This is a genomic window from Deltaproteobacteria bacterium (assembly GCA_026129095.1).
GTDB lineage: Bacteria > JAGRBM01 > JAGRBM01 > JAGRBM01 > JAHCIT01 > JAHCIT01.
Genome location: JAHCIT010000001.1, coordinates 171,842 through 188,306 on the forward strand (window position 1 = coordinate 171,842; position 16,465 = coordinate 188,306).

General features: G+C 59.6%; 11 protein-coding genes and 1 tRNA gene. 5 read left to right on the plus strand and 7 right to left on the minus strand.

What is annotated here, in order from left to right; genetic code table 11:
• Positions 1-47: 47 nt before the first annotated feature.
• The gene (locus KIT79_00755) at positions 48-1,838 is read right to left on the minus strand and encodes a cyclic nucleotide-binding domain-containing protein (protein MCW5827820.1); all 1,791 of its coding nucleotides are present in this window, start codon (positions 1,836-1,838) and stop codon (positions 48-50) included.
• Positions 1,839-1,991: 153 nt separating this feature from the next.
• On the opposite strand from KIT79_00755, the gene KIT79_00760 reads away from it, so the two are divergent.
• Positions 1,992-2,067: transfer RNA gene (locus KIT79_00760), tRNA-Gly, on the plus strand.
• Between the two features lie 65 nt (positions 2,068-2,132).
• Here KIT79_00760 and KIT79_00765 read toward each other — a convergent pair.
• From KIT79_00765 to KIT79_00780, 4 genes are all read right to left on the minus strand, one after another.
• On the minus strand, positions 2,133-5,318 hold the full coding sequence (locus KIT79_00765; GenBank protein ID MCW5827821.1) for a CusA/CzcA family heavy metal efflux RND transporter: 3,186 nt from the start codon (positions 5,316-5,318) through the stop codon (positions 2,133-2,135).
• A gap of 18 nt (positions 5,319-5,336) precedes the next feature.
• Complete coding sequence (locus KIT79_00770; protein MCW5827822.1) at positions 5,337-6,284, minus strand: efflux RND transporter periplasmic adaptor subunit; 948 nt, start codon at positions 6,282-6,284, stop codon at positions 5,337-5,339.
• Positions 6,281-7,555: a TolC family protein gene (locus KIT79_00775; protein MCW5827823.1), complete on the minus strand. Its 1,275-nt coding sequence runs from the start codon at positions 7,553-7,555 to the stop codon at positions 6,281-6,283. Before KIT79_00775 ends, KIT79_00770 begins: the two co-directional genes overlap by 4 nt.
• A gap of 72 nt (positions 7,556-7,627) precedes the next feature.
• The gene (locus KIT79_00780; protein MCW5827824.1) at positions 7,628-8,044 is read right to left on the minus strand and encodes a hypothetical protein; all 417 of its coding nucleotides are present in this window, start codon (positions 8,042-8,044) and stop codon (positions 7,628-7,630) included.
• A gap of 241 nt (positions 8,045-8,285) precedes the next feature.
• Between KIT79_00780 and KIT79_00785 the strand changes: the two genes are divergently transcribed.
• Entirely contained in the window at positions 8,286-9,242 is a 957-nt protein-coding gene (locus KIT79_00785; protein MCW5827825.1) for a nitronate monooxygenase, read from the plus strand.
• A 55-nt stretch (positions 9,243-9,297) separates the two neighbouring features.
• Here the strand turns inward: KIT79_00785 and KIT79_00790 are convergent, their stop codons facing one another.
• Entirely contained in the window at positions 9,298-10,266 is a 969-nt protein-coding gene (locus KIT79_00790) for a DUF2236 domain-containing protein (protein ID MCW5827826.1), read from the minus strand.
• 158 nt (positions 10,267-10,424) lie between these two features.
• Here KIT79_00790 and KIT79_00795 point away from each other — a divergent pair, with 158 nt between their 5' ends.
• The 3 genes from KIT79_00795 to KIT79_00805 all read left to right on the plus strand — a co-directional run bounded on the left by KIT79_00795 (position 10,425) and on the right by KIT79_00805 (position 15,398).
• Positions 10,425-11,753 carry a dicarboxylate/amino acid:cation symporter gene (locus KIT79_00795; GenBank protein MCW5827827.1) on the plus strand — a complete coding sequence of 443 codons (1,329 nt, stop codon included), beginning with the start codon at positions 10,425-10,427 and terminating at the stop codon, positions 11,751-11,753.
• Positions 11,754-11,851: 98 nt separating this feature from the next.
• Entirely contained in the window at positions 11,852-13,726 is a 1,875-nt protein-coding gene (locus tag KIT79_00800; protein ID MCW5827828.1) for a sigma 54-interacting transcriptional regulator, read from the plus strand.
• A gap of 232 nt (positions 13,727-13,958) precedes the next feature.
• Positions 13,959-15,398 carry a cellulase family glycosylhydrolase gene (locus KIT79_00805; GenBank protein MCW5827829.1) on the plus strand — a complete coding sequence of 480 codons (1,440 nt, stop codon included), beginning with the start codon at positions 13,959-13,961 and terminating at the stop codon, positions 15,396-15,398.
• Between the two features lie 57 nt (positions 15,399-15,455).
• On the opposite strand, the gene KIT79_00810 is transcribed toward KIT79_00805, so the two are convergent.
• Positions 15,456-16,418 carry an NAD-dependent epimerase/dehydratase family protein gene (locus KIT79_00810; protein MCW5827830.1) on the minus strand — a complete coding sequence of 321 codons (963 nt, stop codon included), beginning with the start codon at positions 16,416-16,418 and terminating at the stop codon, positions 15,456-15,458.
• Positions 16,419-16,465: the final 47 nt, after the last annotated feature.

Genomic DNA, 16,465 nt, shown 5'->3' on the forward strand with positions numbered 1-16,465 from the left:
AGCTCTCCTGCAGGTGGATGTTAATAATACCGGCTGAGGTGGAAGGTTCACGGCACCGCAGCTGTCATCGCATACTGTGGATTCTTCTTCAGGAAATCAGAGAGCTGCGGCATCATAATCGGCAGCGCGATCTGGCTCGGCGAGACGGATGGGAGCACTTCCTTTGCAACGTCCGTAACGATGCTGAGCGCCCGCATAAGCATGAGTTGATCCTGCGGCATCCTGAATGTCTCAAGCTCGTTTAGAAGATCTGCCATGGCACCGAACATCCGCATGGCATCGTTATCATTCGAGAAGTCATGATCAAAAATCATTGCACGCATCTTTTCGTCGGCGAATGTCCTCCTGGCGAAGGCTTCAAGCTTATCCCGGTCTGTTTCAGCCACGATACCCCGTTCAATAATGCTGTCGGCATAGAGCTTCGGATTATTGAAGAACCCGCCCAGTATCTCCTTGTACAAGCCGTCCCTTACGCGGTCCGGGAGCCGCTTCACCATGCCGAAGTCGAGCAGGCAGAGCTGGCCATCCCTGGTGCAGAGGACATTCGCCGGGTGGGGATCGGCGTGGAAGAACCCCCCTTCGAATGCCTGCCGCAGGAATGAGCGAAGGTAGTCGGTCATCAGCTTGCGCCGGTCTATATTCCACTCGTCCAGCCGGGCGAAATCATCGATCTTGCAGCCATCGATAAACTCGAGCGTGAGCATGCGGCGGGAAGTATAACGCCAGTAGACACGGGGAATCCTGATGCCGAGCGGCATCATCTCCTTCGCGATCTCTTCGGTCGCCCGCGCCTCGTGCTGCAGGTCCATCTCCTTACGGAGCGGGTCTTCCATCTCGACCATGAGCTGACGGAGATCGAACTTCTTGACGAACCGGGCGAGCGCATTGATGAGCATTCGCTGAAGCCCAAGGTCGATCTCGACGCTGCGCTCCAGCCCCGGGTGAAGTATTTTCACGGCGACTTTCTCTCCAGTCGCGAGCCGGGCAGCGTGAACCTGGCCCATGGAGGCTGCTGCAATCGGGACAGGATCGAACTCGGCGAACAGTTCCAACGGGCCGACACCGAATTCCCCCTGAATCTGGCTCGCAATGAGCGGATACGGCGTCGGCGTCACGGCATCGCGCATCGCCCGGAACTCCTCGATGAACTCCTTGGGCAGGATATGAGCCTGCATGCTGGCGATCTGGCCCATCTTGATGTTGACGCCCTTCAGACGGAACGCCGTCTCCTTGAACCGGAGTGCATTACGGCGATGTATTCGGGACATGGCCTCTGACGAAGGGCCGATGCCAATCTTCTTCCGGAACCAGACCAACAGATACGAGAAGACAATCCGGGCCTGCATCCAGCCTACGCCAGCAAGATGTCGGAACGCGCTCGCCTGGGCCTCCCGGCGCAGGATCTGGGCGAACTTCCGGTCGGATTCCGCGAGACGGCCCGACAGCGACTGGACAAACACCCAAAGAACCTTTTTCGCCAGCACCGTGTCAGTATCAAGTAACTGGCGGAATTTTTCCTTTGCGATGAACAGACAGATGATTTCGTCTTCCGCCCGGATCGATGCGCTTGTTGGCCGGTCAGTGAACAGGCTCATCTCGCCGAAGTGATCTCCCGGCTGGAGCTGGGAGAGCTTCGAAGCCGCCGAGCCGTGCCGCTTGAGGACCGCCGCTCGGCCAACAACCAGGCAGAACAGACCGGGACCGTGAACCGATTCCTCAAGGATTACCGTTCCCGCCGGGCCTGTACGGCGCTCACACAGGGAAGCCACTCGTGAAATCTCGGCATCTGTCAGATCGCGAAAAAGGGAAATATTGCGAAGTGCCTGCGAGGTTTCCACGTGTCCGCCCCATCCCGCAAAAGGAAATGACTCAGCGGTCATTCAAACACAGGCCGCCACGCCGGGCAATATCATAACGGATACAGACCGGTTCCGGTATGGCACCCCGGTTGACAATGCCCGTGCCCGGTCTATCTTGAGGGGGTCTACCGGGCGCGAGTAACTCAGTTGGTAGAGTGCAAGCTTCCCAAGCTTGATGTCGCGGGTTCGACCCCCGTCTCGCGCTCCATCCACAAACGGGAAAAGCCCCCATAGCAGCGGCGAAAACTCCGGCTGTCTTCATCCGGGTTTTGCCTACGTGTTTTCCCGTGCCGTAATCCGGTAGAGCACCGGCAAAACCACCAGCGTGAGCAAAGTCGAGCTGATAATCCCACCCACGACCACTGTGGCGATGGGCCTTTGTACTTCTGCGCCCGTACCGGTCGCAAGTGCCATAGGGACAAAACCAAAAGCAGCGACGAGGGCCGTCATCAAGACCGGTCTCAGCCGCGTCAGCGCGCCCTCCTCGACTGCCTCAGCCACGGATTTGCCCGCTTCCCGCAACTGATTGATGAACGTCACCATGACAAGGCCGTTGAGTACGGCGACTCCCGACAAGGCAATGAATCCCACTGCTGCCGAGATCGAAAACGGCATCCCCCGGAGCCAAAGGGAAGCCACACCGCCGGAAAGGGCGAATGGTACGGCCGAGAATACCAGGATCGCCTGCCCCGCCGACCCGAAGGTCGAATAAAGCAGAAGGAAAATCAGCGCAAAGCAGACCGGTACAACGATCAGCAGCCGCTCCTGTGCCTTTTGAAGGTTTTCAAACTGTCCACCCCAGTCCAGCCAGTAGCCGGAAGGTACAATCGCTCCGGCTTCAATCCGTTTTTGGGCCTCGGCGACGAACGAGGCTATGTCGCGGCCCCGGACATTGGCCTGGACCACCACACGGCGCTTGCCATTTTCCCGGCTGATCTGGTTCGGACCTTCGGCCAGATCCAGCGAGGCGACTTCCGACAAGGGAATGAACCCCGCCAATCCGTCCGGCCGTGCCAGCGGAAGGATTTTCAGCATTTCGGGATCGGTCCGGACAGCTTCCGGAAGCCGGACGACCAGATCAAACCGGCGGTCACCTTCAAAAAACACGCCAGCCGATTTGCCGCCAACGGCTACCGAGACATTTTCCTGGATATCAGCCACTGAAATGCCGTGCCGGGCAGCCCGCTCACGGTCTGGCCTGACCGTCAGCATCGGCAGCCCTGCTGTTTGTTCCACCTTCACATCCGCCGCACCCGGTATGTCGTGAAGAATCCTGGCAATCCGGCCAGCGGCTGCTGTCATTCGCTCAGGATCGTCTCCATATATCTTGACCGCCACATCGGCACGGATACCCGCGATGAGCTCGTTGAACCGCATCTGAATGGGCTGTGTAAATTCATAACTGTTGCCAGGAAGCTGCTCTAGGGCCCTCTCCATCCGTTCCCGGAGCTGTTCCTTGGTTTCGCCGGGGTCCGGCCATTCATGACGGTCTTTCAGAATCACAAAGGTATCAGACACATTCGGCGGCATCGGATCCCCTGCCATTTCCGCAGTCCCGGTCTTGGAAAAGACAAATGCGACTTCAGGAAAGCGGGAAAGCGTCCTTTCGACTTCCAGCTGCATCTGTGTCGACTGGGAGAGGCTGGTTGCCGGGATACGCATGGCATGTATGGCCATGTCCTTTTCGTCGAGCACCGGAACGAACTCCTGACCCAGCCGGCTAAATCCGAATACCGACAGCGCAAAAATCCCGGCCGCCAGCAGCAGGACGGGCCACCGGTGCTGCAGCGCCCACTGGAGCACTGGCTGGTAAATACGCCGCGCTGCAGCGGTAATACGGTTTTCCTTTTCCTCGACGTGACCGCGTACGATGAGCGCCACCATGGCAGGAACGAATGTGAGCGACAGGATAAACGCCGAAACCAGCGCGAAGATGACGGTAAGCGCCATCGGGTGAAACATTTTTCCCTCGACGCCGGTTAGCGCCAGCATCGGAAGGTACACAGTAATGATGATCGCCTCGCCGAATGCTGTTGCCGATCTAACCTGCCGGCTGGCGTCAAATACGGTCTCCAGCCGCTCTTCCAGAGTCAGGGGGCGTCCCAGTTCATGCTGGCGGAGCGCCAGTCGCCGCACGCAGTTCTCGACGATGATGACCGCACCATCCACGACGAGGCCAAAGTCGATGGCACCCAGGCTCATCAGGTTGCCGCTAATTCCAGCCCGGACCATGCCGGTTGCCGCCATCAGCATGGAGAGTGGTATGGCAAGCGCGCAGATGATCGCTGCCCGCAGGTTTCCGAGCATGACGAACAGGATTACAATGACAAGGATGGCGCCTTCGGTCAGATTGCCACGGACAGTTTTTATAGTGGCCTCGACGAGCCGCGTCCGGTTCAGGACAGTTCTGGCCTCGATGCCGGGCGGCAGCGATTTCCGGACCTCCTGCATCCTGAGGTCAACCGCCCGGGCGACCTCCCGGCTGTTGGCTCCAACCAGCATCAGTGCCGTGCCGACGACTGCTTCATGACCATTATCGCTGGCACTGCCAGTGCGAAGCTCCGTGCCCAAGACCGTTATGGCGACATCACGGATGCGGACAGGTATCCCGTTCCGGGTCTGCACGGGAATTTCACCAATTTCGTCAATATGCCCGATACGTCCCGAAGCCCGGACACTCCAGGCTTCTCCATGCCGTTCTATATAGCCGGCACCAGTGCTTACGTTGTTCCGTTCCAGTGCGCGCACGACATCTTCCAGTGAAAGCCCCAGAGCGGCCAACTTCACCGGATCCGGCTGAACGTGGTACTGCTTGACATACCCGCCGATCGAATCGACCCCGGCGACGCCTTCCACCATCCTGAGCTGTGGGGCGATGATCCAGTCCTGAACGGTCCTGAGGTAGGTGATCTGCTCGACCGGGGTCTTCAGATAGTCCCCTTCAGGAGATAAATAGCTGCCATCAGACTGCCAGCCGGGTTCTCCATCCCGGACCGTGGCCCCCTTTCCCCCTGGATGCGTAAAATCCACAGCCCACATGTAGATTTCGCCCAGTCCGGTTGATACCGGCCCCATGCGCGGCACGGCACCGGGAGGGAGCCGGTCCCGCGCCCAGATCAGCCGCTCAGCCGCCTGCTGCCGCGCGAAATAGACATCCACGTCATCCCGGAACACGGCCGTCACCTGGGAAAAGCCATTCCGTGACAGGGAACGGGTGCTTTCGAGTCCTGGTATGCCAGCAAGGGACATTTCCACGGGGAAAGTCACCTGTGATTCGATCTCAAGCACCGACAGATCCGGATAGATGGTATTGATCGTTACCTGGTTATTCGTGATGTCGGGCACCGCGTCGATCGGCAGATGATTGAGCGACCAGACGCCAATACCGGCTGCCGCCAGCGTCAGCACGACAACAAGCCTGCGTCGCCGGATAGAAAAGTCGAGAAGGGCTTTCAGCATCGCAATTCTTCTCCGGCTTCAGTGATCATGCTCGGCTTCACTCTTGAGAAGCTCGGCTTTCAGGATGAAGGTGCCGGTAGCGGCGTACCGTTCACCCACGAAAAGGCCGGAAATCACCTCGACCGCATCTGACGACCTGGCACCCAGCCGGACCAGGCGAAATTCAAGCCCGTCACTGACTCCGTCAGTAACGAAAAGACCGGTTTCGCCCGCCACCGTCTGCAGGGCGGTCACGGGGACACCTATGGCAGAATTGTGCAGCCCGGTCACAACCCGGCCAGTCACAAACATGCCGGGCTTCCACCTCATTCCAGAGTTGGGGAGTACGGTTCGTGCCGTGGCCGTTCGGCTGCTGCGAACCATTACTGGAGTTACGAAAACGATTTCGGCTGCGACGGGATCTCCTGTTCCCCAGGGTGCCACCGTTACTTTCTGTCCGGTCCTGACATCGCTCAGGGCATTTTGAAACACACTGAAGTCAGCCCAGACAGTGGTCAGGTCTGCAACAATAAACGCCTCGGCAGTGGTGTCCACCGTGTCTCCCGGTGAAACATGCCTTTCGATCACGCTTCCGCTAATCATTGCCTTCAGCGGATAGACAGTCAGTCCTTCGCTGCTTTCAACCGTGGCCAGTATATCGCCAGCCTGCACCTGGTCGCCCGGCCGGCGATTAACAGACTTCACGATTCCGGCATACCGTGGCCGGATACGGGCAAGCCTGTCCTCGTTCAGACGGATTTCACCGGCCAGCATGAGTTCATTCTGAATGACCAGAGGGCCGGCCTCGCGGATTTCGATTCCCTGTCGCTCCAGTTCGCCGGGCGCAAGCCTGACGATATGCTGATGTTCTCCGGAAGGGGCCGCCAAAGAAGCCCCCGGACCATGTCCATGCGGATCATCGTGCCGATGACATGCCGACAAGAAAATGGGAATCGCCAGAAAAGCAGCGGCGGTGCGAATGTTCATGGATGGGCGCTCCCTGCAGAAATACCACCCGTGAACGGCCGCTCAAGTGCGGCAATAGCCAGATGGCAGCTTGTCAGTGCATCAAGGTACCGGCTGTGGAGATCGAACCATGTCTGGTTCGTGTCGAGCAGTTCCATGTAGCTGCCCGCGCCGGTCTCGTACCTCCGGCGGCTTTCCTCCAGTGCCGATGCGACCTGCGGCAAGGCCTGGGCCCGGATCGTTTCCGCCTCACCGTGGGCGATGGTTGCCTCCGTCCACCAGCGCCTGAGCTCCTGAAGCAGGCTGATTCGCAGCGCGTTTCTGGCAGCCTCGGTCTGCAGGAGGGTTTCCCGAAGGGCCCTGATCGATTCCTGATTACGGTTCAGAACTGGCAGGGGAAAGGCTATTCCCCCGACCAGCGCCACGGCATTGGGTCCGTTCAGATGGCGGATGCCGATGCTGCCCGATGGAACCGGTTTCCACCGGACAGCTTCCAGTTCGATCTGCCCGCTGATGGCCGAACTCTCGGCATCTGCCCTCCGCAGTCCCGCAGTATTTTCAAGCTGGCCGGCAATCGCAGCAAAATCAGGCAATCTGGGGATCTCGGCAAACGTTCCTTCCGTACGGCTGAAGTCCGGTTCAGTTCCTCCCCACAGGAGTGCAAGGGACTGTCTCGTCCCATCCAGAGTCTTCCGGGCGCTCTCGAGGGCGATGCGGCTACCCGCCAGCGCGACCTGCAAGCGGAGCAGTTCCACCGGAGAACTCCGCCCGGCAGTCACCCGCCTGCTGGCCGCCTGCACCGACCTTTCGATGGCCTGCACCTGCTGCTCGACAAGTGCCAGCCGCTCCTCTGCGGCCGCCACACTGATAAACCCCCGCCGGGTGTCATACAGAAGTTCGGCAAGGCCGGCTTCGCGCTCCCTGCGAATGATTTCCGTTTCGAGAGCGGCGGCTCTGGTGCGCCTGTCCCGGCTGCCCCATATCTCCAGCGCCTGTGAATACTGGAATGTTGTTTCAGCCTCCCTGAGACGAGACATCGGGCTGCTGCCCAGCACATTCTCGACTTCGACCGAAACCTCGGGATTGGGCATCAGTGCAGCCTGACGCTCACGGGCTTCTGCTGCCCGGATCCCATGCTCGGCTGCCTCAATCGTCGGATGGTTTCGCAGAACCCGTTCCCATGCTGCTTCGAAAGAGAGTGGTGGAAGAGACTGGGCCCGGACTGCAGGCGGTAATGCAACAAGGAACTGTGCAGCCAGCAAGAGGGCTGACGGGACAAACTGGTTTTTCATGTGAAACTCCGCTGAACAGGATGCCAACAGCTGCAACCGTCATGCAGCCACGATTTCAGTTCACGGAAGATTTCAGACGAGAATAACTATGGTTCTCGAGAGGACATGGTTGCCTGGAGGCAATACGGATTCGGTCCGGGCCCCTTTGATATCCTGTAGTATGGGCAGATCCGTTAATCTGACCATCAGCCGGGGCATCACAGGTGCGGCCGGGAAACGATCCGCCATGTCATGGCTGACATGGCTGGAAAACGCTTCGGCCCGTTCCAAAAGGATATCTGTGCAATCGGCCGTTGACATGGCACCGTTGCATTTCACCATCCCGGTTGCGGTTACCTTCCCTGCTTCTGGTGAAACCGGAACACTCGCCAGTTCAAGATGGACATGTCCGTCTGCATGGACACAAACCATCAGCCCTGGCACAAACATTGGCAGGAAACCGACAAAAATGGCGAGCACAACGGCCAAGGCACCCTTGGCAATCCTCATGCGCCGGAATGTTTCGAGAAACCAAGCCACCGGGCGCAAATATAGCGGCAATAATGGAAGGCGGCAATGAGGAAGAACATTACTAACAGGAACTGCAAAAAGCGGCCGGTTTGTCTTGTCTGGTAGATCTTGCTGCTGTCGTGGGCTGAGAGCCCTGTCTCGCACTCCGATCTGCTTTCATCAGCACTTTCCGCCAGCTAGTTTGCTCCGCGCCCGTGCATTACGCGGCGGAGAATCAGCAATGGCAGTCCGAACCCAGCTCTGTGAGCTGCTTGGCATCGAACACCCGATCATCCTGGGCGGCATGATGGGAGTATCTGACGGTGTTCTGTCAGCAGCGGTATCCGAAGCAGGGGGACTGGGGACCATTTCTGCGGCCACTTTTGGTGCTGAAGGAACCAAGCGGGAAATCCTGAAACTGAAGGAGCGGACGCAGAAACCGTTTTCCGTCAACCTGCCCATCTTTCATCCAGAAGTTCCAAAAATCGTGGATGCGCTGCTGTCCACCGAGGTAAAAATTGTCACTACGGCAGCCGGAAGTCCTGAAAAGTTCACCAAGGCGCTGAAGGACAAGGGTATAACTGTTTTGCACGTGGTCTCTTCCGTAAGAACAGCCCTCAAGGCGGAAGCGGCTGGAGTTGATGTCGTCGTAGCTGAAGGAGTCGATTCTGGGGGAAAAGTCAGTCCGGATGAAATCCCCACGATTTCCCTGATCCCGCAGGTCGTGGATGCTGTTAAAATCCCAGTAGTTGCCGCCGGGGGACTTGCCGACGGGCGCGGGCTTCTGGCCGCCTTGGCGCTCGGAGCTGTTGGCGCACAGTTCGGAACGCTATTTATAGCGACCGATGAGGCGCCGGCTCATCCAAACTGGAAAAAAGTCCTTGTAGGTGCTGGCGATGCCGCAACAGGTGTTGCCTGCCGCAAGTCATCTCCTACCCGCCTGATCCGGAACGACTTTTTCATGGAACTGGATAGCCAGGATGCCCCCGGGAAGAAGCCGATGGATTTCATGATGATCCAGGGACAGGGAATGGCCCGGATTCCGTCAGACTCTGAAGGCACCAAGGGGAACTATACTGCGGGTGCCGGTGCCGGGCTGATTCATAAAATCTTGCCAACAGCCGAGATCATTCGCAGGCTTGTTGCCGATACCGAAACGGGGATAGAAAGACTCTCGGGTTTTCGGCGGCTTACCTGAACATCACGAACCGGCCAATTTATAAGGCTTTCGCAATCACGCAGATAGCGACACTTCAGTGTGCCGCGGTCTGCTCCCGCTTTCCTCTGGCCTCAAGAAGCCGCATCAGGATTCCTTCCCGGTACGCCGCCAGCGGATCCCGGCCCTCAAGCCCCTGAATACGGCGCTGGGCATCCACATATGCTGGTACATAACGCCACCCTTTGGGGGTCAGGGGATACAGTGTGCGAACGCCCGACATGAACGTGCGGAAAATCGTCCGGTCCGCCGCACTCCACCGGAATCCGAATTCGTCGCGGAACCGGGGCGGCAGAAGCCCGGCCGTCACGATCTTGTAGAGCCACATTGCCGGTGCAAGGGCCGGAACAGGCGGCGTCAGTGCCCAGGCGGCAATTTCACGGGCCGGTTTGCCGACCGCCAGTTCGTCAGACTCCCACATCCGGTGGCAGTATTCCATGAACTGCGTCCAGTCGGGCGGCAGCGTCGAGTCGGAAATGCCAAACATGTAGGCGAACAGCCTGCCTTCATCCCAGAACCGGTCTTTCTCGGCGAGCGTCAGCGTCCGGACCGTCTGCTCGAATACGAAAACTGCGCTCTCCCACAGTGTAGCATGCACCCACAGGAGGGCCGGTTCCACGTTGGCCTCATAGGCGTCACCCGGCCGGTAACGGCCGACAGCTTCGGTTATTTTCCCGGTGATCGTGTCATGAAGCGCATGTACCCGGCGGGATGCGCGAATGGCAGCGTCCAGATCTCCAAATACCACGGCAGCGATGTTCTGGTACGTCCGCTTGAACCGGCCGTGCGGATCGGCGGTGGTATTTGAGTGCTGGTCAACACCGTGAGCAACATACGGGTGTGCCGTCTGCAGGAGCAGTGCCCGGCCACCGGCCAGGATGTTGCTCACCTCGCAGTTGATCTCCCACACCATTGAGCCGGGCCCAAACAGCCCCACCCGGGGATCCCGCACCCTCGCGGAAACCCGCTCAATGTAATTTTCCAGATCGGCACTACTGACCGGCATTCCTGATCTCCATGCTCGGGCCCAGAGGCTGACATGTGCGTCATTCCGGTTCAAGCAGTCAGTCGCTGGGACGAGTCGCAACCCTGCGCTTTCCGCATGGCTCCGCATCCGGTAAGGTAGCCAGAACACTGATTCTGGAGCCTGCACCAAAGCGAGCCGTGCGCGAACGCCTGCACATCTGGATTTTCACCGGTATGGCGCTTGGAGCCATCCTGGGACTCTTGCTCTGGGGAGTTGACCGTGAGGCCGCCCTCTTCCGTCATACGGTCTGGACACTGGACCTGGTGGGGAAAACCCTTTTTATCGGTGCCCTCAAGATGCTTGTGCCCCCGCTCATCTTTGCCACCATCGTGGCGGGGGTGACGAGCCTGCCCTCCGCCCGCGATCTGGGCGATCTTGGATGGAAAACTTTCGCATACTACCTGGCGACGACCTCCATCGCCGTTTTCATCGGCATTGTGGCGGTTACCACGATTCAGCCGGGCAAGTGGGAAGCATCCCGGAAGATCACCGCAGCACGGCAGGCAGAACTGGCAGGGGAGGCTTCCGCAGCGGTCCACGATGCGGATACCGCAGCCCGTTATCACCGGATACAGGAACGGAAACGCACACCGGCCGGATTCGTGGGAGATATTCTCGACGAAATGATCCAGAACCCGTTCCGGGCTCTCGCCTCCGGATCGTCACTGGGTATCATCTTCTTCGCGCTGCTTCTGGGCGTGAGCTGTCTTGCCGTGGGTCGCGAGGCCGAACCGGCCGTGCAGTTCTTCCGTGCCCTGAATACCGTGGTCCTGAAACTCACCATCTGGATCATGGCCTTTTCACCTGTGGCGGTATTCGCGCTCATGGCCGGTCTGCTCGCACAGCAGGGGCCGGACGTGTTCCATTCACTCGCCGGCTACATCGTGACAGTGATCGGCGGCATCGGCGTGCATGTCATCATCCTGCTGCTCATCTGCAAATACGCAGGCCGGATGAGCCCCCTACGGCTTCTGAGGGGAATCCGGGAAGCATGGCTCATCGCTTTTTCCACCCGCTCATCGGCGGCAACACTGCCCGTAACGCTCCGGTGCGCCGAGGAAAACCTGGGCATATCGCGCAAGGTGACAGAATTCGTCCTGCCCGTCGGAGCGACACTCAACATGGACGGGACCGCACTCTATGAAGGTGTCGCCATCATCTTTCTCATCCAGATGTTCGGCGGCATGCCGGACGTGGGCATCACCCTGGAACCGCTTGCCCTCCTGCTCATCTTCCTGGCAGCGGTGCTGGCCAGCGTGGGAGCGGCCGCCGTTCCTGACGCAGGACTCATTACGATGGTACTTGTCGCCGGAGTAGTCGGCCTGCCCGAATACTATCTTGTCTACATCTTCGCCGTAGATGCCTTTCTGGACATGTTCCGCACCTCCACCAATGTCATGGGCGATACTGTGGGCGCGGTCGTCATGCAGCGGATTGAAGGCGGGCGGCTGAAGATCGCGGCTTAGTGCCCGAACCCGGTTCATTCCTGCCCATTGCCGTGCCTTCCGGCGGACCGCCCGGTGTGTCATCGTACCGGTGTCAACTTCTGTGAGGAGCTGTTCCCGTGGAGCTGAGTACCGGCAGCAATCTGGCTGTTTCTGCGGCGGCGGCGGCCTTATGCCTGATACTGACGGTGATGTTCGGCTTTCTCGCCTGGAGTGGCGTGAGGCGTGCGCCAAATGGCGCACTGGCATTATTAACCCTTGTCCTTGCTATCCAGATGGCGGGCTATGCCGGCATGCGAACGGCCAGCAACGATGCCTCACTCGCCAAATGGTCCCAGCTCGTTACTGCCTGCACGATTACCATTATTCCCCTGTGGCTCGGTCTTGTCCGGGCGGTGGTGGGACGTCCGGCGAGGCAGGCCCTCTACTGGGCATGGGGGGCCGCAGCGTTCCTGCTGGCTTTCGTTCCTTCCGCGCTGATGCTCGGCAACGAATCGGTTGAATGGAACCGGCTCGGTGTTCACCGACATCCGGTTCCGGGCCCGTTTTACTGGGTCCATTTCATCTATGCGGCGGCGGGCATTTCCATCGGCGCCAGTTACTGGTTAGTCGAGGCCCGCCGCCATCACGGACTGTTTCCCGGCGGCGTCGGACGGCTGAAACCGGTCGCATTTGCCGCCCTGCTGCCGGGCAGTCTCATGCTGGTGAATCTTCTGAATCTCGCCGGACTTGTCTCCTTCACCGCTCCGATGGAGCTGGTCGTTGCCGGGCTCATGCTGGCCGCCGCAACCGGCCTGTTCGAGGAGTTCGTCGCCACCCACCGGCTGCTGGAGGGCGAACTGGCCAACGTCAATCGCCTGAACGAGGAGATATTCCTGGGACGGGAACGGGAGCGGGAACTGGCCGAGGAAAACCAGCGGCTTCTGCGCGAGGAGATCCGCTCACTCCGGCATGAACTGGGCACCGGCACCCCCGTGTCGCGGATCGTGGGCACGTCGGCCGCCATCCAGGAACTGACCGCCCTGGTCGGCCGCGTGGCCGCCACGGAAACAACCGTGCTGATCACCGGCGAAACCGGCACCGGCAAGGAACTTATCGCCCAGGAACTCCACCGCCTGAGCCCGAGATCCGGGAAGCCGTTTCTCGCCGTCAATGTCGCGGCGCTTCCGGAACCTCTTCTGGAGAGCGAGCTGTTTGGCCACATCCGTGGCGCCTTCACTGGCGCCGACCGGGACCGGGCCGGGCTGTTTGAACTGTCTGGCGGCGGCACGCTGTTCCTTGACGAAATCGGCGAGGCAAGCCCTGCCCTTCAGGTCAAACTGCTGCGCGTGCTCCAGGAACGGACAATCCAGCGGGTAGGATCGGCAGAATCCATCAATGTGGATGTGCGCATCGTGGCAGCCACCCATCGTGATCTCGATAAACTCCAGCGCGAAGCAAGGTTCCGGCAGGATCTCTTTTTCCGGCTGAATGTGATCCGCATTGACGTTCCGCCCCTCCGCCAGCGGGCCGATGATATACCGCTGCTCGCCGGGCACTTCCTGCGCAAACACGCCGAGCGGCAGCGGAAACCCGTTCAGGGTATCTCACGTAAGGCCCTCACTGCCCTGACCGTCCATCCGTGGCCGGGAAACATCCGCGAACTCGAAAATGTAATCGAGCGGGCTGTCGCGCTGACTGAAACCGATCTCATTACTGCCGCTGACCTGCCGCCATCGATGAGTGCACCGGTTTCGGCCAGTGCGACGGCGGCTACGGAAGGCGGTGCAGCCGACCTGACCGATGCCCCGGTTCATCTCGTGACCGGACGGCCGGAACTGGCCGAACTGGAGCGCCGGTACCTTTACTACGTACTGGAGCAATGCGGCGGCGTCCGGGCTGAAGCGGCCCGGCAACTTGGTATCGACGTGACGACCCTCTACCGCCGTCTCAAGCAGTACGAACAGACCCAAGACCCCGACGCCAAAACCAGTAACGCCGGAAAGAGTAAATAACCCGTTGCGTCATCCTGAAACCGCCCATGGCGGACCGCCACGACTTGCATAAGTTCGGCATGGTAAAATGCCATAATCCCCTCTGTTCCGCCTCTTCAACTTATTAAACGCAAAATCTGGATAAACTATAACTGGCTGTTATTACTATATATTTTTGAAATATACGTTGTTGGCACAAAGCCTGTATTCCCCTTGGCGTTACCTAAACCAGCCCATCGAAAAGAGGTTCGCCATGAGTAACCGCCTGATCACCCTGTTTGTCCCTGTTTTTACCGCCCTGATGCTCGTCGGGCCGCTGGCGGCACCTGCTGTGGCCTCTCCGGAACTGCGTGCCGAGGGCCGCCACTTCAAGGCCGCCGACGGACGAACCGTGATACTCCGGGGCATCAACGTGGCGGGCAACTCCAAAGTGCCGCCGTTCGTTCCGTTTACCGACATGTCGAAGCTCGATCCGCTGAAGGCGTGGGGCTACAACGCCATCCGCCTGCTCTTCAACTGGGAAGCCTACGAACCGTTTCCTGGCCAGTACAACGACGAATACCTGGGCCTGCTGGTCCAGATCGCCAATGCAGCCTGGCAACGCGGCATCTACACCATCGTCGATTTCCACCAGGACGGGTTTTCCCGGTACAGCGTCTCCGGATGCGGTGACGGTTTCCCCGGATGGGCCCTGCCGCCGGAAGTGACTCCGGCCGCTCCCGACAACAGCGGCGGCGCCTGCCATAACTGGGGCGTGATGATGACCCTTGACCCCGGCATGCACACAAGCTGGTCGCACTTCTACGCCGACACTCATGGCGTCCGCACACGCTACCTGATGGTGTGGAACCGGATCGTCCCCGCTTTCGTCTCCAATCCCGGAGTGATTGGCTACGACCTGCTAAATGAGCCCTGGGGCTGGGAAGCGGCCGAACTGCTCCCGCTCTATGAAGATGCCGCCGCCATCATCCGCTCAATCGACCCCACGGCCATACTGTTTATCGAGGGCCACGTCACCACCAACGGCGGCCTGCAGACCACGCTTCCCAAGCCCTCGTTCGGAAACTTTGCCTACGCTCCGCACTTCTACGAAGGGCTCGCCCTCGTCAGCAACTACTGGAGCGGCATTACCTGGGCCGCCGACATGGGCTACTCAACCATGAACCAGAAGGCCCAGGAGTGGAACGTCCCGCTGTTCGTGGGCGAGTTTGGCATCGGAGCAAACGCCACGAACGGACTGGCCTATGTCGATCTCAACTACACGAAGCTGGACGATTACTTCGCTTCCGGTGCCTACTGGAACTACACGCCCGGCTGGGATCCGGCACTGAAAGACCGGTGGAATGGCGAAGACCTGTCTATCGTCACCAATACCGGAGCCACCCGTCCTACTTTCCGCCACCGGGCCTATGCCCAGAAGATTCCCGGCACGCCGCAGAAGCTCAAGACAACCTACGGCTCAAATCCCGAGATCGAGATCAAGTGGGCCCACAATCCATCGCTCGGCCGGATGGAAGCCTTTGTGCCGAAACAGCAGCTCTGGGGAAACGCCCAGCTCAAGATCACCGTGGAGGGAACCTCCACCGGATGCTGGTTCAACGATGCCAGCACCTTCATGTGCCAGAGCACCACGGCCACCACCAAAACCATCAAGGTGAGAAAGTGCGTGATGTTCCTGGGAGCCTGTTTATAGGAAACAGGACTGCACTGGGCAGTTTGGCGCCAGAAAGGTTACGGGAGAGCCCTGCGGTCAGTACTGCCGGACCTGCTTCTGGAGCATGCCCTTCTCGCTGAACCAGTTGATGGCCTTGAGGAAAAATACCTCAGGCGGACTGGGATCGGGCAGGCGCAGAACGCGGCGATCCCCGTCGCCCCCATTCACCGAACCCGGTTTTGCCTTGAGGTAACGCTCGGTGAACCAGCTGTAGCGCGGCGGCTTGCCGGAGAACTTCGCCCCCAGTTCGCCGAGGGCCGCGCAGGCTTTGGAAGCAAGAAGCGGAACAGGACGGCCAGAGACCGGCCGCTTGATGAGAAAGTCGATCATCTGGAAAATGTCCTGTGTCGAGAGGTATTCGGCCGACAGGATATATTCGTGGCCAGGGAGTCCGCGCTCCAGTGCCAGGACCGTGTGCTCGGCGCAGTCCTCCACGTCGATGACACCGGTTCCGCCACGCGGGTAGCGGGTGAGGTCGCCCTTTACATAGTCAATAATTGCCTGTCCCATCGGGGAAGGCTTGGCGTCGCGAGGACCAGCCATCACGGCCGGATGAACTGTTACCACATGCATGCCATGCTTAATGTTCTCGAAGGCGATCTCGGCGGCGCGCATCTTGGTACGCGACAGCTCGCCAGGTACCCCCCTTGGCACCGCCAGCGAGCCGACGTAAACGGCCCTTTTCACCCTGTGCTGCCGGGCGACCTGAAAGACATTGGCCGTACCAACGATATTTGTGAGGCGATGAACCTCAGGATCCGGGTACCAGCGGGCGGTGGTGCCTGCAGCGTGAAACAGCCAGTCGGCTCCCTCGGTCCCCTTGCGAAGAGCATCAATGGTGGAAAGATCACCCTCAATGACTTCGCACAGGGTTCCCTCCAGCGTCGAGCGGTCCGAACCCGGACGGACAAGCCCCTTCACCCGTACACCCCGGCGGTTCAGTGCCCTGACCAGAGCTGATCCCAGAAGCCCGTTTGCACCTGTCACAAAAGCCAGCATTTTCGCAAAGTTCCCCGTTTTTTGGGCGTTTCCGGTCCTGCTTCCCC

Bases quoted from the DNA above. Each gene is read 5' to 3' on its own strand.
- KIT79_00765 (MCW5827821.1), bottom strand. From the start codon at position 5,318: ATGCTGAAAGCCCTTCTCGACTTTTCTATCCGGCGACGCAGGCTTGTT.
- KIT79_00770 (MCW5827822.1), bottom strand. From the start codon at position 6,284: ATGAACATTCGCACCGCCGCTGCTTTTCTGGCGATTCCCATTTTCTTG.
- KIT79_00775 (MCW5827823.1), bottom strand. From the start codon at position 7,555: ATGAAAAACCAGTTTGTCCCGTCAGCCCTCTTGCTGGCTGCACAGTTC.
- KIT79_00780 (MCW5827824.1), bottom strand. From the start codon at position 8,044: ATGAGGATTGCCAAGGGTGCCTTGGCCGTTGTGCTCGCCATTTTTGTC.
- KIT79_00785 (MCW5827825.1), top strand. From the start codon at position 8,286: ATGGCAGTCCGAACCCAGCTCTGTGAGCTGCTTGGCATCGAACACCCG.
- KIT79_00790 (MCW5827826.1), bottom strand. From the start codon at position 10,266: ATGCCGGTCAGTAGTGCCGATCTGGAAAATTACATTGAGCGGGTTTCC.
- KIT79_00805 (MCW5827829.1), top strand. From the start codon at position 13,959: ATGAGTAACCGCCTGATCACCCTGTTTGTCCCTGTTTTTACCGCCCTG.
- KIT79_00810 (MCW5827830.1), bottom strand. From the start codon at position 16,418: ATGCTGGCTTTTGTGACAGGTGCAAACGGGCTTCTGGGATCAGCTCTG.